Source organism: Novosphingobium sp. Fuku2-ISO-50, assembly GCF_001519055.1.
GTDB lineage: Bacteria > Pseudomonadota > Alphaproteobacteria > Sphingomonadales > Sphingomonadaceae > Novosphingobium.
Genome location: NZ_KQ954301.1, coordinates 51,287 through 70,686, shown reverse-complemented (window position 1 = coordinate 70,686; position 19,400 = coordinate 51,287). Strand labels below are relative to the sequence as shown.

The 19,400-nt window shown below is 63.4% G+C and carries 16 protein-coding genes; 7 read left to right on the top strand and 9 right to left on the bottom strand.

What is annotated here, in order from left to right; all coding sequences use genetic code 11:
- Positions 1 to 4 precede the first annotated feature (4 nt).
- Positions 5 to 2,518: a circularly permuted type 2 ATP-grasp protein gene (locus AQZ50_RS17225; RefSeq protein WP_067748138.1), complete on the top strand. Its 2,514-nt coding sequence runs from the start codon at positions 5 to 7 to the stop codon at positions 2,516 to 2,518.
- A 7-nt stretch (positions 2,519 to 2,525) separates the two neighbouring features.
- Complete coding sequence (locus tag AQZ50_RS17220) at positions 2,526 to 3,422, top strand: transglutaminase family protein (protein WP_067748137.1); 897 nt, start codon at positions 2,526 to 2,528, stop codon at positions 3,420 to 3,422.
- A gap of 22 nt (positions 3,423 to 3,444) precedes the next feature.
- Here AQZ50_RS17220 and AQZ50_RS17215 read toward each other — a convergent pair whose 3' ends face one another.
- From AQZ50_RS17215 to AQZ50_RS17180, 8 genes are all read right to left on the bottom strand, one after another.
- Positions 3,445 to 5,265 carry a hypothetical protein gene (locus AQZ50_RS17215; RefSeq protein ID WP_231730377.1) on the bottom strand — a complete coding sequence of 607 codons (1,821 nt, stop codon included), beginning with the start codon at positions 5,263 to 5,265 and terminating at the stop codon, positions 3,445 to 3,447.
- Positions 5,266 to 5,380: 115 nt separating this feature from the next.
- Positions 5,381 to 6,994 (bottom strand): NAD(P)/FAD-dependent oxidoreductase, encoded by a 1,614-nt coding sequence (locus AQZ50_RS17210; RefSeq protein ID WP_067748135.1) that lies wholly within the window; start codon positions 6,992 to 6,994, stop codon positions 5,381 to 5,383.
- Positions 6,995 to 7,112: 118 nt separating this feature from the next.
- Positions 7,113 to 7,829 (bottom strand): PilZ domain-containing protein, encoded by a 717-nt coding sequence (locus tag AQZ50_RS17205; protein ID WP_082703749.1) that lies wholly within the window; start codon positions 7,827 to 7,829, stop codon positions 7,113 to 7,115.
- Positions 7,830 to 7,978: 149 nt separating this feature from the next.
- Positions 7,979 to 8,467 (bottom strand): TlpA disulfide reductase family protein, encoded by a 489-nt coding sequence (locus AQZ50_RS17200; protein ID WP_067748133.1) that lies wholly within the window; start codon positions 8,465 to 8,467, stop codon positions 7,979 to 7,981.
- Between the two features lie 61 nt (positions 8,468 to 8,528).
- Positions 8,529 to 9,086 carry a GNAT family N-acetyltransferase gene (locus AQZ50_RS17195; RefSeq protein ID WP_369801437.1) on the bottom strand — a complete coding sequence of 186 codons (558 nt, stop codon included), beginning with the start codon at positions 9,084 to 9,086 and terminating at the stop codon, positions 8,529 to 8,531.
- 43 nt (positions 9,087 to 9,129) lie between these two features.
- On the bottom strand, positions 9,130 to 9,558 hold the full coding sequence (locus tag AQZ50_RS17190) for a hypothetical protein (RefSeq protein WP_067748131.1): 429 nt from the start codon (positions 9,556 to 9,558) through the stop codon (positions 9,130 to 9,132).
- Positions 9,559 to 9,642: 84 nt separating this feature from the next.
- A complete protein-coding gene (gene tldD, locus AQZ50_RS17185) occupies positions 9,643 to 11,085 on the bottom strand; it encodes a metalloprotease TldD (protein ID WP_067748129.1) in 1,443 nt (480 codons plus the stop codon).
- Between the two features lie 40 nt (positions 11,086 to 11,125).
- Positions 11,126 to 11,341: a zinc-finger domain-containing protein gene (locus tag AQZ50_RS17180; RefSeq protein ID WP_067748128.1), complete on the bottom strand. Its 216-nt coding sequence runs from the start codon at positions 11,339 to 11,341 to the stop codon at positions 11,126 to 11,128.
- Positions 11,342 to 11,467: 126 nt separating this feature from the next.
- Between AQZ50_RS17180 and AQZ50_RS17175 the strand changes: the two genes are divergently transcribed.
- Both AQZ50_RS17175 and nadB read left to right on the top strand, forming a co-directional pair.
- A complete protein-coding gene (locus tag AQZ50_RS17175; RefSeq protein WP_067748126.1) occupies positions 11,468 to 12,445 on the top strand; it encodes an ABC transporter ATP-binding protein in 978 nt (325 codons plus the stop codon).
- A 431-nt stretch (positions 12,446 to 12,876) separates the two neighbouring features.
- Positions 12,877 to 14,511, top strand: a complete 1,635-nt coding sequence (gene nadB, locus AQZ50_RS17170) for an L-aspartate oxidase (RefSeq protein WP_067748124.1) — start codon at positions 12,877 to 12,879, stop codon at positions 14,509 to 14,511.
- A gap of 44 nt (positions 14,512 to 14,555) precedes the next feature.
- On the opposite strand, the gene AQZ50_RS17165 is transcribed toward nadB, so the two are convergent.
- The gene (locus tag AQZ50_RS17165) at positions 14,556 to 14,813 is read right to left on the bottom strand and encodes a GlsB/YeaQ/YmgE family stress response membrane protein (RefSeq protein WP_369801436.1); all 258 of its coding nucleotides are present in this window, start codon (positions 14,811 to 14,813) and stop codon (positions 14,556 to 14,558) included.
- A 643-nt stretch (positions 14,814 to 15,456) separates the two neighbouring features.
- Here AQZ50_RS17165 and AQZ50_RS17155 point away from each other — a divergent pair.
- The 3 genes from AQZ50_RS17155 (at position 15,457) to AQZ50_RS17145 (ending at position 19,312) form a co-directional block, all read left to right on the top strand.
- On the top strand, positions 15,457 to 17,448 hold the full coding sequence (locus AQZ50_RS17155; protein ID WP_067748178.1) for a ribonucleoside-diphosphate reductase subunit alpha: 1,992 nt from the start codon (positions 15,457 to 15,459) through the stop codon (positions 17,446 to 17,448).
- A 266-nt stretch (positions 17,449 to 17,714) separates the two neighbouring features.
- Complete coding sequence (locus AQZ50_RS17150) at positions 17,715 to 18,101, top strand: PepSY domain-containing protein (protein ID WP_067748120.1); 387 nt, start codon at positions 17,715 to 17,717, stop codon at positions 18,099 to 18,101.
- A gap of 155 nt (positions 18,102 to 18,256) precedes the next feature.
- Positions 18,257 to 19,312 (top strand): ribonucleotide-diphosphate reductase subunit beta, encoded by a 1,056-nt coding sequence (locus tag AQZ50_RS17145; protein ID WP_067748119.1) that lies wholly within the window; start codon positions 18,257 to 18,259, stop codon positions 19,310 to 19,312.
- The last annotated feature ends 88 nt before the right edge of the window (positions 19,313 to 19,400 follow it).

The window sequence follows — 19,400 nt, the reverse complement described above, 5'->3', positions numbered from 1 at the left end:
TCGCTTGGCAACTAGGCCAACTTCCGTGCCGATCCGGGCGCGGCTGAAGGATTATCCGGTCGGCGCCGATGCGCTCGACCTCTATCGGCTTGCCTCGCCCGATATCGCCGCCAAGTGGCAGGCCATGGCGGCAGGGCTCGCCACTTTGCGCGATGAGGCGGGGATTCCGGTCGCCGAAGTGGTCTCGCGGCAGATTCAGGATCTGGGCCTGAGCTTTCGCATGACCGGCGATGCCGAGGAACGGCCCTGGCCGTTGTCGCCGATGCCGCTGGTGATCGGCGCGGCGCAATGGCACGAGATCGAGCGCGGCCTCGTGCAGCGGGCCGAGCTGATCGAGGCGGTGACTGACGACATCTATGGCCCGCAACGGCTGATCAGCGAAGGCCATTTGCCCGCCGCGCTGGTTGCCGGCAGCCGCTTTTTCGCCCGCAACCTGATCGGCGCGCGCGAAACACGCGCGGAAGAAGGTTCGGCGCGTGGTGGGCCGGGGAATCTGCTGTCGGTCTATGCGGCCGACCTCGTCTGCGGGCCGGGCGGGCAATGGCGCGTGGTTGCCGACCGGCTGCGGTTGGCCAACGGCATCGGCTATGCGCTGGAAAACCGGCTGGCCCTGTCGCGCAGCACCGGCGCGCTGCTCAGCGACAGCCATGTCCGGCGTCTGGCGCAGTTTTTTGCCGACTTGCGCAGCGGCATGGCGCGCGCCTGTTCGCGCGAAAGCCCGCGCATCGCGCTGTTGACCCCCGGACGGCTCAACCAGTCCTATCCCGAACAGGCGCACCTTGCGCGCTATCTCGGCTTTCCGCTGGTCGAAGGGCGCGATCTGACGGTCAGCGACGATCGGCTCTATGTCCGCACGATCGCCGGGCCAAAGCGGATCGATGCGCTGTGGCGCTGGATCGATACCAATGCGCTCGATCCGTTGGCGTTTGATTCGCGCAGCGAGATCGGCGTGCCTGACGGCTTCGAAGCCTGGCTGCGCGGCGGGGTCGAACTGGTCAATGCGCCCGGCGCCGAAGTGCTCGAAGCACCGGCCTTTGCCGCCTATCTGCCGCGCCTGTGCGAAGTGCTGCGCGACGAAGCGCCGATCCTGCCCAATATCGCGACCTGGTGGTGCGGCGAGCCCGGCCAGGCCGATGCCGTGCGCGACCGGATCGGCGAGCTGGTCATAAGCTCTGCCTTTGGCCGCAAAGTCGAAGGCCTGACCGGTGGGCAAGGTTCGTCGGGGCAGACGCTGTCGCGGCTCGATCGCGAAACCCTGCTGGCGGCCATGGATCGTCGCCCGCTCGATTATTGCGGGCAGGAAATCGTCGCCCAGGCCACCACGCCGACGCTCGTCGACGAACGCTTCGTGCCGCGCGCCTTTACCTTGCGCGCCTTTGTCGCGCGCGGCGCAGACGGCGCCTGGACGGTCATGCCCGGCGGCTTTGCCCGGCTGTCTTCATCGGACGAGATGCACACCGGCTGGATGGGCGAAGGCGACATGTCGGCCGACGTGTGCATTGTCGATGAGGCGCCGCCGACCAATTTGGTACAGACGCGCATCGCGCAGACTCCCAAAGTGCGGCGCGGCGGCGGCATTCTTGCCAGCCAGGCGGCGGACAACCTGTTCTGGTTTGCCCGCTATGTCGAACGCGCCGAAATCACCTTGCGCGTGATCCGTGCGGTGCTGGGCAGCATGATCGAGGTCGACGCAGGTGTCGGCAGCAACACCGAAACGGTGGCGGCGCTGCTCGATCTGCTGGTCGAATGGAACGCGATTCGCCCGGCGACGGCGCGCTTGCCGGTGGCGCAGGCGGTGCTGGCGGCGCTGTCGGAAACGCGGCTGCCGGGCGGGGTGGGCACGCTGTTTTCGCGGTTCCGCGCCACCGGGCTGACGCTGCGCGACCGGATCACGCCCGATTTCTGGCGGCTGGTCAATCGGCCGTTGCCATTGCTCGATTCGCATCGGCCGAGCGCCTTGCTGCGCGTCACGCGCGAATTGATCGAGCGGTTGAGCGCGCTGTCGGGGATGCTCGCGGAAAATTTCAATCGGGGGCCGTCGTGGCGCTTCATCGATCTCGGGCGGCGGCTGGAACGGGCGCTGGGGATCTGCGACACGGTGGCAACACTGGCGGGGGAGGGCGAAGCGCCCGAGGCGCTGGGCGTGCTGCTCGACCTGTCGGACAGCCAGATCACCTATCGCGCGCGCTATTTGACCGGGCCGAGCCGCGATCCGGTGTGCGATCTCCTCTTGCTCGACCCCGACAATCCGCGCAGCCTGGTGTTTCAGGTCGACGCCTTGTGCGATCATATCGCCGCGCTGCCGAGCCTGGGCGAAGACATGATGCCCGAAGCGCCGTTGCTGGAGGCGCGCGCCTTGCAGGCGCCTTTGCGCTCGGTCGTGATCGAAGCCTTTGACACCGGCCTGCTCCGGGCGACCGAGGCGCGCCTGCTGGCACTGTCGGACACGATTGCGGCGCGCTATTTCCTGCAATACGAAAAGAGCCGGACGACGACCGGCGGCAGCCTGCTGGCCTGAAATCACCATGCTTTACGACGTTCGCCACCTGACCACGGTTACCTATGCCAGCCCGGTGCGGCTGGCGCGGTTCAATGTGCGGCTGCGGCCTGCGCCCTGGCCGGGGCAAGTGCTCGAGCGGTTTGCGCTGACGATCGATCCGGTGCCCTGGTCGGTTCAGGACGATTGCGGGCCGTTTGTCGTCAATCGCAGCCGGTTGATCATCCGCGAGCCCCTGTCGCGCCTGGCGATAGAAAGCCGGTTTCGCGTCGAAGTGTCCGAACCGTCGCTGCCCGAACCGTCGCTGATCTCGGCGATGACCGGGCCGAGCGTGGCGCAAGTGCGCGACCGCGCCGCGCGCAGCCGCGATTTGTCGGCGATGGGCCCGGCAAGCTATCTCTATCCTTCGCCGATGGCGCCGAACTCGCCCGAGATTGCCGCCTGGGCCGCGCGTTTTTTCCCTTCGGCGCAGGGCGCGCTGGCGGCGGCATGCGCGCTGATGCGCGCGATCTACGATGAATTCACATATGATGGCGATGCCACGACCAGCGAGACTTTGCCCGATCAGGCGTTTCAGGCGCGCCATGGGGTGTGCCAGGATTTTGCGCATGTGATGATCGTGGCGGCGCGCGCGCACGGCATTCCCGCCGCCTATGTCAGCGGATATTTGCGCACGATCCCCCCGCCGGGCCAGCCGCGGCTGATCGGGGCGGATGCCACCCATGCCTGGGCCACTTTGTGGTGCGGCGAAGAACTGGGCTGGGTCGGGTTCGATCCGACCAACGATACGCTGGCGCGGTCGGATCATATCTTTACCGCGATGGGCCGCGACTATGCCGATGTCGCTCCGCTCGACGGGGTGTTCCATGGCGGCGCGGGGCAGCGGCTCGCAGTCTCCGTCGACGTCGCGCCCTGTGAAGACTGATTTGCACTGAAAATTATTGATTCTACTGCATTTTTATCCGCCAAAACAGCATGTGGCTGCCGGGAGCCAGGTTGACCGGTTCGAGCCAGCGTGGCGTCTGGCCGCGCAGCAGTTGCGCCATCAGGCCGTTGGGGGCGTAATACTTGTAATTGGCCGGTTCTGCCGTGTCGGGGCATACCGCGATCAGCGTGGCGTGACGCCGCTGTATGATCGCGCGGGCTTCATCCGGCTTGGCGAGGAACGCGGCCATCACATCGTGCATCCCCGCTGCGCCCCGATGATGGCCGGTTGCGACCGCGCGCTGATGCGTGCGCACCAGAATATCGGGGCCGATGTCGAGCGGCAGGAACATGTCGGTTGCCGGCAGCGCGTTGAGTGCACGTGCGGCCACGTCATAGCGGCATGACGTCGGCGTCGGCATCCCCGAATAGGTGGCGTGGCGTGTGAAAAGCGCAGCCAGCCTGGCCACGGCCATCACCGGCATCGGCGGCATCAGCAGCGCCAGAATGCCGAGATAGGCTGCAATCCTGCGCATCGGCGGCACATTGCGCACGGACGCGATCAGGCGCAGGATCACTGCAGCAGTCGGCACGGCGGCAATGCCGCAAGCCGTTGCCGATGCGCGTGCCAACATCACCCCGATCAACAGGGCGCCTGTCAGCACCAGCCCATGATCGCGCCACCATGCCCGTTCCTCTGCGCTTTTCGCGTCGCGCCACAGCAGCACGATGCAGAACAGACCGACCAGCGGCACGCCTACCAGCTCGACCGCAGCGGGTAGCGGCGAGTGCCAGAACGGCATGCCTTCGGCGATGTTTTCGTACCAGTATTTCCGCATCATCGGATCGAGCGCGACAAACGCCCCGCCCCGGCACTGCGGCGCCGCCGTGAGGTAGAGCGCCAAAGTCGCCACAGCGGTAGCGCCCAGAGCCCCCAACGCCACGGGCCAGCGTCGTGGCGCCAGCGCGGCCAACCCCGCACTGGCCATTGCAACCAGACCAAACAGCGCAAGATGGATGGGCGAAATCTGGTCACAATACGTGCCAAAATCGCCGATCCCGCGCGTCCCAAGGAAAATCGCGCTGCTGACCAGCGCCAGCGCGGCGCTCGCGGCGGCAAGGCCGACATAGCCGCGTGTTGTCGTCAATCCGCGCAAGGCCAGCACGCCCAGAAACACCGCAGTGATCGGCAGGCCTTCAATCGAAATTGCCAGTGATGCGGCAAGCGCTGCACCAACCGCCAGCCCGCCACGCAACGCATCGCGCGCGGCCAGCCCGTTGAGCGCCGCCAGCGCCAGCACGATTTGCCAGCCGTGGTGATCGATGCGCATCGGCACCATCTGGAGGAGCAGGGGCGTGCCGACTGCGGTGACCAGGCAGGCGATGCCGACGGTTTCGTTATCAAAGAATTTCGCGGCCAGTCGCCCGACCAGCATCAGCGTGGCCAGCAGAGTCAACAAGGGGACGGCAACCATGGTGACCAGTTCGGCCATTGGCTGACCCAGCATCGGTCGCAAGATCAGGATCATGCCGGCAAGCGGGATATCGACCAGCCGCGACCAGTGCATCAGCACGCCTTCGGGCGCGGCAACGCGATACTGGTGCAAGTCGAACCAGCCTTGCCCGGCCAGCAGATCGCGCACTTCCATCAGGCGCAGCGCATCGTCCGGGTCGCCAAAGCGTCGGGCGGATATGATCGGCGCATCGATCATCAGCAGCAATGTCGCCATCACCAGCCACATGATCATCACGCGCACCTGCCATGCGCCTTTACCGGCGGCGGTGACACCGGCCAGTCCGACGCGCGGTGTGTCTGATGCAAATTTGAGCGAGAGATCGACCATCAGCGGAATGCCATGTCCTGCGCAGCCCCGATCGGCTCGGGGCGAGTCAAACCAAGAAATTCGCCCGCAACGGCGCACGCCGGCTGCAACTGAGCCGGCGTGTCCGTCAAAGGCTTCAGGCCGCCTTGCGACCGGTCTTGGCAACGCGTTCCGGAACCTGGCGTACCGAGTCGAGCGCGGCTTGCTGGTCGGCGCTGACATCACGGTGGCCGGGGCGGGCGGGCAGGGCCTTGGCATCGCCTTCGGCACCTGCTTCATGGTATTCGGCGTCTTCGTTGACGCACCAGATGTCATAGACGCGCGAACCGGCGATGATGTTTTCGACCGTCAGCATCGCGGTCATCATGGCGTGGTCCTGGTTGTTGTAGCGATGCATGCCGTTGCGTCCGACCAGATGCAGCGTCGGGCTGGTTTCTTCCAGTTCCTTGCGCATCGCATCGACGTTGGCGGCATATTCGTCGTCGTAGACCGGATAGGCCTTTTCCTGACGCACCACCGCGCCGCCGATGACCTGCTCCGGCTTGACGAGGCCGAGCGTCGCCATTTCCTTCGTGGCCAGTTCGATCAGCGCATCGTCGCTCGACGCCCACAGATCATCGCCTTCGAAGCAGAAGTATTCGAGGCCGACGCAGGCGACATCGGAATCGGGCACCATCTCGGGCGACCACGAGCGGAAATTCTGGATGCGGCCGACACGGACCTTGCTATCGTGGATATAGATCCAGTTGTCGGGGAACAGATCTTCCGAGCGGATCTTGAGCGCCACGGTCAGGAAGTCGCGATAGCGCAGTTTGCTCGCTTCGAGCGTCGATTTGGGCAGCGGATGAAGCCGCGCGGCCAGTTCGCGCATCGGCGCAGAGCTGATCGCATGGGCTGCGCTGATCACCGTTTCGGTGCCGTCGGCGCGAGTCGAGGTCATGCGCCAGCCGCCCCGGCCGTCGCTCGCCAGTTGCTTGAGCGCCTGGCCCATCAGCACCAGCCCGCCGGCTTCGACGATACGATCGCGCGCGGCATCCCACATCATGCCCGGCCCGAGGCGCGGATAGCGGAACGTTTCGAGCAGGGTCTTGGTCGCCATGCCGTTGTTGGGGCGCTTGTTGAGCCCCAGGCTGCGCTTGAACCCATCGAGCACTGCCGCGCCGAGCGACAGGCCCTTGATGCGCTGGGCGGCCCAGTCGGCGCTCATTTCATCGCAGGGCATGCCCCAGACCTTCTCGGTATAAGTCTTGAAGAAGATCGAATAGAGCTTTTTGCCGAACTGGTTGCTGGTCCAGTCTTCAAAGCTTTTCACTTCGCGAATCGGGAACAGGCGCGACCAGGCATAGCTCATCATGCAGGCAGTCGAGCGCAGAATGCCGAGATTGCCCAGCGCTTCGAAGGCGCGCAGCGGATACGAGTAGAATTTTCCCTCGTAATAGATCCGGCTCATGCGCGGACGCTGGATGAAATCGTCGGGCAGTATTTCGTTCCACAAATCGACAACTTGTTGCGATTTGGAAAAGAACCGGTGGCCGCCGATGTCGAAGCGATAGCCTTCGTGTTCGACAGTACGGCTGATGCCGCCCACGTAATGTTCGTCTTTTTCGATGATCGCGACTTTGTAGCCCTGGCGCGACAGCAGATACCCTGCGGTCAGCCCGGCAGGACCCGCGCCGATGATCGCCACGTCAACATCGTATTGCGTGTCAGCAGCGCCGTTGCCTGCCTGCGTGTCGAATTCGATCGCCATCCCTAGCCCCTTGACTCGCGATTTGTCTTGGGAACTGAGGTGAACGAAATTGGATAAAGGAAAGTTAACAGCGCAACGGGAGGCGGCGATTGTTCGCCGTTTTCGGCAAAGTCGGCGGTCAATTCTTGCCGGTTGTGCCGTGGCCGCGTGAAGCCTGATGAGGCGGGTTGTGCGCACCGGTTTGCGGTGCGGGCAGGCCGGCGCAGCGGTGGGCCAGCTCTTCCAGATGAAAAGTCTGTTCAAAAATAACGCCATAGTGCGGATGATCGCGCCAGCGCACTTTGGCATAGACCGGGGGCAGGATCGCCGTTTCGATCTTCACCAGCTCATTGATCAACAGCCATTTCTCGCTGTCGAGCGCAGCGCCTTGCTGCGATATGTCGCGAATCGTGATCGCGACGGCCTCTCTGCTTGCGTGCAGCATGCCGTCGAGCGTGATTCGCAGCCGCACCTGACGGCGCTGGCCCGATCCCTTCGCTTCATCGAGCAGGCGTTCGAGCAGGATCGGTTCGAGAAAGCGCAAGCCTGCGTGATCACCCGCAGTCCAGACGCATTCGGCGCGGTGACGGTCGCCATTGGCCAGTTCCACCGCCAGCTCGGCATGTTGCGGCAAAGGCCCGAACAGTCTGACTTTCAGCCCCGTTGTCGACGCATCGCGGATGACGCAGAACTGCTCGCGGTCATCGACCACCAGTTTGGCCACACGCAGCAGCAGGGTAAAGCGCGGGGCTGCCCGCTGTTCGATACCCGAAGGCAGTTCGGAATCGGAGCGTGCCGGATCATTCGCCTCGGGAAGCCCCGATGCGTCCGGACGATCCTGCTCTTCGCCGTTCATTGACAAAACCGCCACCCTTTCCGTCGCAACCGGATGCGATCCGGCTTGGCCGACAGTTCGGCATTCCAATGTTACTGTAAATCAAGTGTTCTTTCCATTACGTTACCGTCCGGGGTCAGCAAACGTTGTCGGTCGTCCAGGAAAAGCGGTCAGTGTTCCTTGACCAATGCGTCAACCTGCGCGCTGTATTCGGCGGTCTTGTCGGAAAGAAATCCCGTGTGCCGAAATCGCGGCTTGCCCTGGCGATCGAACAGCATCGTCATGGGCAATTCATTGACTTGCCAGGTCTTCGCAAGCGTTCCCTCGCTGTCCCAGACGACGGGCAGTTTCGATTGGACCTGACGCAGGAAGGCTTCGCCGGGCGCGCGCTGACGTTCCTCGTTGATCGTGATGATGACGAGGTCTTGCGGGCGATATTGTCGCGAAAGCTTTGCCATATAAGGAAAAGCCTGCTTGCATGGGCCGCACCACGATGCCCAGAAATCGACATAGACGACTTTGCCGCGATAGCGCGCGAGATCGAGTTGGGCGGGCTCGGCAAAAGCCGGCGTCGCCGGGCCCGATAGACCCGTCCCCCCGATCGTCGCGCCCAGCGCGGCGATCCAGACAAGGCGACGAACGAACGTTGGCATGGTCATGCGGTGCTCTTCCCAATCGGTCATTCGACGTCATCGCGGCCCCGCGCTGGTCGCCTCTGCGCTATAGCCGGACGGCCATCAGAATTTCGGGATCAATGTGGTCGCCGACGCGGAAGGTGATGTCGGCGATCTTTTCAAGGCCATAGCGGGCATAGAAGCGTTGTGCATCCGGGTTGTCGGCATAGACCGACAATTGCAATTCATCGGCGCCCGCCTTGCGCGCCTGATCCAGCGCCCAATCCATCAGTCGCGCGCCCATCCCGCGCCCGACAAGGTCGGGATCGGTATAGAGCTGTTTCAGCTCGAACGGGGCAAGCGCGTCGCTGTGGCGCGGCAGGGTGCTGGCATACGTGATCTTGCAAAACGCGCCGATGGTCTTCCCCGTTGGATCTCCGGGCTCTTCGATCACCGCGATGGCCATGCCGGGATCGGCCAGTTCGCGCGCGACTTTTTCGGGCGTGTGGCTTTCGGCAAGGAAGGCCGCGAGATTGGCTGCGGAATAGAGATCGCCGAACTTTGCGACAAAGGCGCGGCGGCCCAGATCGGCCAGGGCTTCGATGTCGTCGGCAGTGGCGAGACGCAAGGTCATGGGGCGCAAGGTCATGGGGCGCAAAGTCATGGACTGTGCCTAGACAAAACGCCCAATGCTGCCAAGTGGCCCGTTACTTCGGCGCGCTGGCCTTGGCCGGGCGGGTATAGGGCACAAATTTGTCGAGCCCGACGAACCCGCGCCAGAATCCGCTGGAGCGATCGTGCAATTGCACGGTGTCGATGCTGCACAGCTGCGAACCGGTCAGCCGGGTGACGAGCACATCGTCGCTATCGAGCGATTCGGCCCCGATGCGCGGGCGTTGCACATAATACGTGCTGCCCGACTGATAGACGATGGCGGTCTTGTCGATCACGGTGGACGAGCCGACCATCGGCATGTCGATGCAATCGACCGGCTTTCCGGGCACCCGATCTTTCAGCATTTCGGTCAGTTGCTGTTCGCCGGTCAGCTTCGGCTTGGCATCGGCCACCGCCGCACCCGCCAGAATGGCAAGAGCCCCGGCGCAAGCGAGGGCCAGCTTGTGTCCAGTCCGAATCATCGCTGTCGCATCCTTCGTGGCCGGTCTTCGCGCATCAGGTCGCTCGCAAAGATGGCTTGGCCTGCCTGAACGGCGGCTGACTCGCTATCCCGTGCCGCCGACGGTCAACCCGTCGATCAGCAAGGTCGGCTGCCCAACGCCGGCCGGTACGCTCTGGCCGCCTTTGCCGCAGATCCCGACGCCTTCATCGATCGCCATGTCGTTGCCGATGCCGATCACGCGGTTCAACACGGTCGGGCCGTCGCCGATCAGCGTCGCACCCTTGATCGGGGCGCCGATCCTGCCGTTTTCGACGGCGTAGGCCTCGGTGCAGGTAAACACGAATTTGCCGCTGGTGATGTCGACCTGGCCGCCGCCAAACGATTTGGCAAAGATCCCGTTCTTCACCCGCGACAAAAGCTCGGCTGGATCGTCGTTGCCGCCGCGCATGAACGTGTTGGTCATGCGCGGCATGGGCGCATGGGCATAGTTTTCGCGACGGCCGTTGCCGGTCGATGCCACACCCATCAGCCGGGCGTTGAGCCGATCCTGCATATAGCCCTTGAGAATGCCGTCCTCGATCAGCACGTTTTCCTGAGTCGGGGTGCCTTCGTCGTCGATCGACAGCGATCCGCGCCGCCCGCCGCCCGCGTCATTGCCCAATGTGCCGTCATCGACCACGGTTACCCCGGGCGCGGCCACGCGCTGGCCGAGGCGACCGGAAAAGGCGCTGGTGCCCTTGCGGTTGAAATCGCCTTCGAGGCCGTGGCCGACCGCTTCGTGCAGCAAGACGCCGGGCCAGCCGGGGCCGACCAGCACGGTCATTTCGCCTGCGGGCGCGGCCACGGAGTCGAGATTGACCAGCGCCTGTGCCAGCGCGGTGTCGATTGCGCGGTTCCAGGTTTCGGGCAGGAACAAGTCGTCATAAAGCCGCCGACCGCCAAGGCCGAAGCTGCCGGTTTCGCGCCGCCCGTCCTTTTCGACGACGATCCCGACATTGAGCCGCACCAGCGGGCGGATGTCATGCGCGACAAAGCCGTCGGCGCGCACGATCTCGATGACCGACCAACTGCCGGCGAGCGAGGCGGAGACCTGCACCACGCGGGGATCGCGCGCGCGGGCGGCGGCATCGATCGATTCGAGCAGGCGCACTTTGGCCTCGAACGGCACCGCGTCGAGCGGCGAGGCATCGGTATAGAGATGCCGGTTGCTGGCGCGCGGCGGCGCGGCAGGGGCCCCGCGCGCCGGATCGAGCAGCTTCAGCGTTTCGCCCGCACGCGCGATCGCGGCGGCGGAAATTTCGTTGGCATGGGCAAAGCCGGTCATTTCGCCCGAAACCCCGCGCAGGCCAAAGCCCGCGTCGCGCGAATAGTCCGCCGTCTTGAGCCGCCCGTCGTCAAAGCCAAAGCTCTCGCTGGCAATGAACTGCATGAACAGTTCGCCATCGTCACATTGGCCGAGCGCGCCGGCGGTCAGGCGCAAGGCGTCATCGGGCGTGAGAAAGCCGGGGCGGTACAGCAGCGAGCGGGGGTCGGTGATTTCGGTCATCGCCGCTGCATATAGGCCGCGATTGCCCGGCTTGCTACTGTCAGGCCGCGTTTTCCAGATCGGCCGGGCCGCCCTTGAGCACGAAGCGACGATCGCAATAGCCGCATTCGGCATAGCCCTTTTCGTCGATTTCCAGCCAGACGCGCGGGTGACCGAGCGCAGCGGCCTTGAATCCACCCGTCGAGCGGATGTCGCCTGCGCCGTCGCAGCAGACTCGGGTGGAGGTCGTGAGGGTCGTTTCGGGGGCGTTGCTCATGGCCTCGCCGGGTAGCAAAAGGCCGCCGCCGCGACAAGTCGTTGCGGCCCCCTCCTTTAGGAGATCCACCCTCTTTACGCGGCGAGCCCCCTTTACCTTGTCTGCCGCGCACGGCAGGGATGGCGCATGGAACAGATTCCCGCCATCCGCATCCGCGACCTCGTCAAGCGTTATGCTCCCGCCGGCAAAGGAGAGGGCAAGCTCGCCTTGTCGGGGGTCAGTTTCGACGTGCCCCGCGGGCAAGTGTTCGGGTTGCTTGGCCCCAATGGCGCGGGCAAGTCGACGCTGATCAACACGCTGGCCGGGCTGGTGATGAAGACGTCGGGTGCGATCGAGATCTGGGGGCACGACATCGATCGTGATCGCCGCAATGCCAAGGCCTCGATCGGTATCGTGCCGCAAGAAGTGGTGTTCGATCCGTTTTTCACGCCGCTCGAAGTGCTGGAAATGCAGGCCGGGCTCTATGGCGTGCCCAAGGCGCAGCGGCGCTCGATGGAATTGCTCGAAGCGGTGCATCTGGGCGACAAGGCGCATGCCTATGCGCGTTCGCTGTCGGGCGGGATGCGCCGCCGTCTGCTGATCGCCAAGGCGATGGTGCACACGCCGCCGGTCCTGGTGCTCGATGAACCGACCGCAGGCGTCGATGTCGAATTGCGCCGGCAGCTTTGGGATCTGGTGCGCGAACTCAACGCGGGCGGGGTGACCGTGGTGCTGACCACGCATTATCTCGAAGAAGCCGAAGAGCTTTGCGATCGTATCGCGATCATCAATCATGGTCGGCTCATCGCCAACAAGCCGACGCGCGAACTGGTCGGCATGGCGCGCGAAAAAGTGATTGTGCTCACGCTCGATCAGCCGATTGATGCTGCGCCGCAGCATGACTTGTTCCGCGGCAGCGCGCTGACCGGCGAGCGACAAATAGAGATTTCCTATGATAAGGACACGACGAACGCCGGCCAGATCATGGCGCTGGTTCAGGGGCTCGGCTGGGGTATCGTCGATGTCACCACGCGCGAAGCCGATCTGGAAGACGTGTTTGTTTCCTTGACCAGTGCGCAAGGGGCCGGTGGTGATCGGATGTCCGGGCTACCTGCCGAAAGCTAAAGTATTTTAATCCTCATCAGCGGCATGCGCCGCATTCTGCGGAGGCACGCTGCGCCAGCCGCCGTCCGTTGTGCGGCGCACACTTTTGCCGCAAGACCGGCAAATTCCCTGATAATGGAATCCATTCCATCCCACGCTTTTCCGCAGTGCTTTATGGGAATTGAACAAGCACGACAGGCGACCCACTCGCATTCGATAACCCAGTCCAGATTCGAGTGCTACTATCGGGTGTAACGTAGCACGCTGCGGGTGCGAAGACGATGGAAATCATTGCTTTGCAGTGCGATAACCATAATTCGGTCGGCGATCGCTTGCCGTTCCGCGGCCGATGGCAGCGATCTGTCCGGGACGTTGGTCGCAGCCTCCGCTGTTTTCCTTTGTTGTCGCATCGCTTTGTGTAAAAAGCCGTTTCCCATGCCCATCCCCGCGCATTGCGCCGACGGACACACGAACCATATCTTTTCCGGGACCAGAGCAAATTGACGGAACACGACGTATTGATCATCGGATCTGGCGCAGCCGGGCTGACCGCCGCGCTGGTCCTTGCCGAACGACTCAAAGTGCTGGTCCTGGCCAAAGGTGCGCTTGATGCAGGCTCGACTGCCTGGGCCCAGGGCGGCATCGCCGCCGTGCTCGACGAAGGCGACACGTTCGAGGATCACATTCGCGACACGATGATCGCCGGCGCCGGGCTCAACCGGCGCGAAACGGTCGAATTCGTGGTCGAACATGCGCCCGAGGCGATTCGGCGCCTTGCCGGGCTCGGGGTTCCGTTCAACGAGGAATCGGGCGCGCTCCATCTTACCCGCGAAGGCGGTCATTCACACCGCCGCATCGTTCATGTCGACGATGCCACCGGCTTTGCCGTGCAGGAAGCGCTGATCAAGGCTGCGCGCGCGCATCCCAATATCACCTTGCGCCCCGACATGGTTGCGGTGGACCTTATCACCGACCGGCATCGCGCCGATGGGCAGGCCGCTCGGGGGCGTCAGGTCTGGGGCGTCTATGCGCTCGATGCGCAGACCGGCAAAGTCGAATCCTTCGTCGCGCGGTCGACCATTCTGGCCACCGGCGGGGCGGGTCGCACGTATGTGTTCAGCACCGCGCCACGCGGTGCGACCGGCGATGGCATCGCCATGGCATGGCGGGCTGGTGCGCGGGTGTCGAACATGGAATTCATGCAATTCCATCCCACCTGCCTCTACAACCTAGACGTCAAGAACCTGCTGATCACCGAGGCGGTGCGCGGCGAAGGCGGGCATTTGCGCCTCCCGACCACGGGCGAGCGTTTCATGCCCCGTTTCGACCCGCGCGCCGAATTGGCGCCGCGCGACATCGTTGCGCGCGCGATCGACCACGAGATCAAGCGGCTGGGGCTCGATTTTGTCCATCTCGATATCAGCCACAAGGATCCGGATTTTGTCCGGGGCCATTTCCCCAACATCTATGAACGGCTTCTGGCGCTGGGTATCGACATGACCCGCGAGCCGATCCCGGTTGTCCCGGCGCAGCACTATACGTGCGGCGGGGTGTTGATCGATCTGGCCGGGCGGACCGACCTGCCCGGGCTCTATGCGGTCGGCGAATGTTCGGAAAGTGGGCTGCACGGGGCCAACCGGCTGGCGTCGAACAGCCTGCTCGAATGTTTCGTGTTCGGCGATGCCGCCGCGCGCGACATTCTGGCACGCTGGGATGACTTCCCCGCGTCGCCGGCAATCTGTCCGTGGGATGAAAGCCGCGTCGCCGATTCCGACGAGGAAGTGGTGATCAAGCAGAACTGGACCGAACTGCGCCGCTTCATGTGGAACTATGTCGGCATCGTGCGTACCAACAAGCGGCTCGAACGCGCCTCGCACCGGATCAAGCTGCTCAAGAACGAAGTCAACGACTACTACGGGAATTTCCGCGTGACGGCCGATCTGATCGAGCTGCGCAACCTGTTGCAGACGGCCGAACTGATCGTGAAGAGTGCCAAGGCCCGCCGCGAAAGCCGCGGGCTGCATTACAATCAGGATTATCCGGCCACGCATCCGGCTGCGCGCGACACGATTCTGGTGCCGAATTGATGGGTCTGGTGCCGAATTGATGGGGGGGCGGTCGCGGACGGCCCTCAGAAATGCCTGCCGATGAAAATAAGCAGCATCGCCCCGACGACCGAGGCGATGCAGCCCGCCCGGCTGAATCCTTCGCCCCAGGGGCGGCCATCGCGCCAGCTTGCGGCAAGTCCGGCCACAAGCGAGCCGCCGATGCCGAGCAGGATCGTATGGCCCAGACCCATCGGCACGCTGCCTGGATAGAACAGCCTGGCGAACAGGCCGATGACAAGGCCGCTCAGGATCATCGACAGAAGATTGAACACAGGCTTCATGCCCTCGTTGGGTTGCGCGCGGGCGCCCTTTTGTGAAGGCGCGCTGGCGAGTGTGGATAAGCCGCGAGGTGGGTCTGGACAGCCTCGTTGTCCACAAGATCGTGAGGTTGCCCAGAAATATATTCGACCGCCTCAGATTGGTGCTTGAAGTGCCGCTTGGTCCACGCGTCGCTGCATTGCACAACGGCTGTCATCACGATGAAACGAATCGTGCGTGCGACGAACCGAATCGCCGATGAGGGGTTTACCCTCTTGCCTCTGACACCCGTTCCGGCACTATAGGTTGTGGTTGCACAGACCGGGAACCTCAAGACCTAGTTGCAGACGGCTTGCCTCGCTTGGAGGCATGACACGGTGTCGGCATCTCTTTGCCGATGCTGCGGATTTTCGTCGGCCTGGGTTTTGGCGGCTCGGAAGTGCGCAAATTGATTCATGGTTTGTTCCGGGTGATGCTACATTCGGGCAAGGACGTGAGTCGGATGTCGATGCTCCCGGCGATGTCGCCGGGCGAATGTTCGGCACCGGGGCGGGCGTGGTTGGGGTGGGTCGGCGTGTTGTCGGCCGTCGGCAGGCGATGATGGTCGGCTTTTGGGGCGTGCCCGCGTGGGCGGGCCCCGGCGCCGGAAAATTCGAGGATTGTGGCGTGGATTTCAGGACTGGTGACGGCGCGGTGACGGATGGCGAGGCTGCTCTCGACGGCAACGATGGACCGGGCGCGGAAAAGGCGGTTGGCATGACGGCGCAAGATCATGGCAGCGAGGCACTGGTTGCCGCTATTGCCAACGCGGCGGCTGCGGCAAAGCCGATCCGCGACGACAGCGATTCCAAGGCCGTCCATGCACGCCGGTTCGATGTCCGCACCGATCCGTCGCGCGATGCACTGCTGACCGAGTTCGGCAAAGTCACGCTCGACGATCGCTATCTCCTGCCCGGCGAAACCTATCAGGATCTGTTCGCCCGCGTTGCCGTTGCCTATGCCGATGACGCCGGGCACGCGCAGCGCCTCTATGATTACATCTCGCGCCTGTGGTTCATGCCGGCGACGCCCGTGCTGTCCAACGGCGGCACCGGGCGCGGCTTGCCGATCTCGTGCTATCTCAATTCGGTCGAAGACAGCCTCGAAGGCATCGTCGCGACCTGGAACGAGAACGTCTGGCTGGCCGCGCGCGGCGGCGGCATCGGCACGTATTGGGGCAAAGTGCGCGGCATCGGCGAAAGCGTCGGGCTCAATGGCAAGACCAGCGGGATCATCCCGTTTGTCCGCGTCATGGACAGCCTGACTCTGGCGATTTCGCAAGGCTCGCTGCGGCGCGGGTCGGCGGCGTGCTATCTCGACGTGTCGCACCCGGAAATCGAGGAATTCCTCGAAATCCGCAAGCCCAGCGGCGATTTCAACCGCAAGGCGCTCAATCTCCATCATGGCGTGCTGCTGACCGACGACTTCATGGAAGCGGTGCGCGACGGGCGCGAATTCGAACTGAAAAGCCCCAAGGACGGCGCTGTCCGGGGCAAAGTCGATGCGCGCAGCCTGTTCCAGAAACTGGTCGAAGTGCGGCTTGCGACAGGCGAGCCCTATATCGTGTTTTCCGACACGGTGAACCGCACGATGCCCAAGCATCACCGCGATCTCGGGCTCAAGGTTTCGACGTCGAACCTGTGTTCGGAAATCACGCTGCCGACCGGGCGCGATCATCTCGGCAACGACCGTACGGCGGTGTGCTGCCTGTCTTCGCTCAATCTCGAAACCTGGGACGAATGGCACGAAGACAAGCACTTCGTCGGCGATGTCCTGCGCTTTCTCGACAACGTGCTGCAGGATTTCATCGAGCGCGCGCCCGATGAAATGGCTCGCGCCAAGTATTCCGCCGCGCGCGAACGCTCGGTCGGGATGGGGGTGATGGGCTTTCACTCGTTTCTGCAGAAAAAGGGCATCGCTTTCGAAAGCGCGATGGCCAAGGCGTGGAACCTCAAGATGTTTCGCCATGTCGCCTCGCGCGCCGACGAAGCCTCGCTGTTGCTGGCGCAGGAACGCGGGCCTTGCCCCGATGCCGCCGACATGGGCGTGATGCAGCGTTTTTCGTGCAAGATGGCGATTGCGCCGACCGCGTCGATCTCGATCATTTGCGGCGGGACATCGGCGTGCATCGAGCCGATCCCGGCCAATATCTATACGCACAAGACGCTGTCGGGCTCGTTCGTGGTCAAAAATCCCTACCTCGAAAAGCTGCTGCAGGCGAAATCGAAGGATTCCACCAATGTGTGGAATTCGATTCTCGAACGCGGCGGCTCGGTGCAGCACCTTGATTTCCTGACCCCTGAGGAAAAGGCGGTCTACAAGACCAGCTTTGAAATCGATCAGCGCTGGCTGCTTGAATTTGCCGCCGACCGCACGCCCTATATCGATCAGGCGCAGTCGCTGAACCTTTATATCCCCGCCGATGTCGACAAGTGGGACTTGCTCATGCTGCACTATCAGGCGTGGGAAAAGGGCATCAAGTCGCTCTATTACCTGCGCTCGAAATCGGTGCAGCGCGCCGGGTTTGCCGGCGGGGTCGAAGCCGACAACACCGCCGACGCCCCGGTCATCGAACTGCAGTCGCAGACCGATTACGAGGAATGCCTGGCCTGCCAGTAAAGGCCTGCCGATAAGGGCCGCGTTGCCGTCGGCCAAGCCGACGGCTCCGGCGCTGCCCTTGGCCGGCCGGCAGAGTGGAGTGGATGCCATGGTGGCCGGCGGCTTCAGCATCGTCGGGTCTGGCCGCTCAATGCGAATACAACCTGTCACACTTCAAAGCTTGCCAACCATGATCAGTCCAGCCGACAAAAGAAGTGCTTGCATCCAATGGCCCCGCCGGGCCATTGTTGCGATCAATTCGCAATATCAGGAAATGGGACTCTATCATGCGCAAGTGGCACCGCTGGCTTTCGGTGTTTTTCGCCGTCGTTCTGCTCTGGATCGCCGTGACCGGCGTGCTCAGCCAGATTGTGCCGTTGCTGGGCAAGGGCGAGGGGCCGCGCGAGCATGCTTCTGCGACCGGTGCTCCGGCCTTCGTCTGCCCGCCGGACTATACCTGCCGACCCAAGCCCAAGGCGGGCGATCCGCGCGCGCTGGTCGGTCTGCTGCACCATCTCCATTCGGGGGAAAGCCTTGGTCCCGCAGGCGTGGTGATCGCCACGCTGGCCGGCTTTGCCATGGTGTTTTTCAGCTTTTCAGGGCTTTGGCTCTACATTCAGATGTGGCGCAACCGCAAGGATCGCGGCCTCAGCCCACGCTGGTTCTGGAAATAACCCGGTCGACGCCTTCGCGCGTCGCCGTTGCAAACCGTTCCTGCCCGACTGGCCATCGCGCCGGTCGGGCTTTTGGCGTGCCCCGCCGGGCCGCCTTTCCCCTTGCGACCAAACTGTCGTAAACCCGTTTTCGCGTTTTCCCCGGAGTTCGTCCCATGTCTCTTCTCGAAGCCCGCAAGACCTACAAGCCCTTCGAATATCCCTGGGCCTACGAGTTCTGGAAGCGGCAGCAGCAGGTCCACTGGATGCCCGAGGAAGTGCCTCTGGGCGAGGATTGCCGCGACTGGGCGCAAAACATCAGCGAGCATGAACGCAATCTGCTGACCCAGATCTTTCGCTTTTTCACCCAGGCCGACGTCGAGGTGCAGGACTGCTACCACGAAAAGTATGGCCGCGTGTTCAAGCCGACCGAGGTCAAGATGATGCTTGCGGCCTTTTCCAACATGGAAACGATCCACATCGCTGCCTATTCGCACTTGCTCGACACCATCGGCATGCCCGAAAGCGAATATGGCATGTTCCTCGAATACGAGGAAATGAAGGCCAAGCACGACTATCTGCAACTGTTTGGTGTCGATACCGACGAGGACATCGCCCGCACATTGGCGATGTTCGGCGGCTTTACCGAAGGGCTGCAACTGTTTGCCTCGTTCGCGATGCTGATGAACTTCCCCCGCTTCAACAAGATGAAGGGCATGGGCCAGATCGTGACCTGGTCGGTACGCGACGAATCGCTGCATTGCGAAGGCATCACCCGCCTGTTTCACGCCTTTGTGCAGGAACGCGGCTGCCTGACCAAGGCGGTGCGCGAAGACATCATCGATTGCTGCCAGAAGACCGTGCGGCTCGAAGACGCGTTCATCGATCTCGCGTTCGAACAAGGGCCGGTGCCGGGGATGAGCGCCAAGGAAATCAAGCGCTATATCCGCTATATCGCCGACTGGCGGCTCGCCCAGCTCGGGTTTCAGCCGATCTACATGATCGAGGAACACCCGCTGCCCTGGCTGACGCCGCTGCTCAATGGGGTCGAACACGCCAACTTCTTCGAAACCCGCGCTACCGAATATTCCAAGGGCGCCACGCGCGGCAGCTGGAACGAAGTGTGGGATGCGTTCGACGGCCGCCGCAAGGCAAGGAATGCCGCCAACGCCGATACCCTGCTGGAAGCCACGCCGGACATGTTCAACGTCGCAGGAATCGCTGCCGAATAAGGCTGCGGCAATCATGAAAGGGGCCCCGGTTCGCAGTGTCGAACCGGGGCCCCTCTTGTTTCAGGTCGGCACAGTGTCAGGCCAGCAC

Bases quoted from the DNA above. Each gene is read 5' to 3' on its own strand.
- AQZ50_RS17220 (WP_067748137.1), top strand. From the start codon at position 2,526: ATGCTTTACGACGTTCGCCACCTGACCACGGTTACCTATGCCAGCCCG.
- AQZ50_RS17200 (WP_067748133.1), bottom strand. From the start codon at position 8,467: ATGACCATGCCAACGTTCGTTCGTCGCCTTGTCTGGATCGCCGCGCTG.
- AQZ50_RS17175 (WP_067748126.1), top strand. From the start codon at position 11,468: ATGGAACAGATTCCCGCCATCCGCATCCGCGACCTCGTCAAGCGTTAT.
- AQZ50_RS17180 (WP_067748128.1), bottom strand. From the start codon at position 11,341: ATGAGCAACGCCCCCGAAACGACCCTCACGACCTCCACCCGAGTCTGC.
- AQZ50_RS17165 (WP_369801436.1), bottom strand. From the start codon at position 14,813: ATGAAGCCTGTGTTCAATCTTCTGTCGATGATCCTGAGCGGCCTTGTC.
- tldD (WP_067748129.1), bottom strand. From the start codon at position 11,085: ATGACCGAAATCACCGACCCCCGCTCGCTGCTGTACCGCCCCGGCTTT.
- AQZ50_RS17195 (WP_369801437.1), bottom strand. From the start codon at position 9,086: ATGACTTTGCGCCCCATGACCTTGCGCCCCATGACCTTGCGTCTCGCC.
- AQZ50_RS17205 (WP_082703749.1), bottom strand. From the start codon at position 7,829: ATGAACGGCGAAGAGCAGGATCGTCCGGACGCATCGGGGCTTCCCGAG.
- AQZ50_RS17215 (WP_231730377.1), bottom strand. From the start codon at position 5,265: ATGGTCGATCTCTCGCTCAAATTTGCATCAGACACACCGCGCGTCGGA.
- AQZ50_RS17210 (WP_067748135.1), bottom strand. From the start codon at position 6,994: ATGGCGATCGAATTCGACACGCAGGCAGGCAACGGCGCTGCTGACACG.
- AQZ50_RS17145 (WP_067748119.1), top strand. From the start codon at position 18,257: ATGTCTCTTCTCGAAGCCCGCAAGACCTACAAGCCCTTCGAATATCCC.
- AQZ50_RS17190 (WP_067748131.1), bottom strand. From the start codon at position 9,558: ATGATTCGGACTGGACACAAGCTGGCCCTCGCTTGCGCCGGGGCTCTT.
- AQZ50_RS17150 (WP_067748120.1), top strand. From the start codon at position 17,715: ATGCGCAAGTGGCACCGCTGGCTTTCGGTGTTTTTCGCCGTCGTTCTG.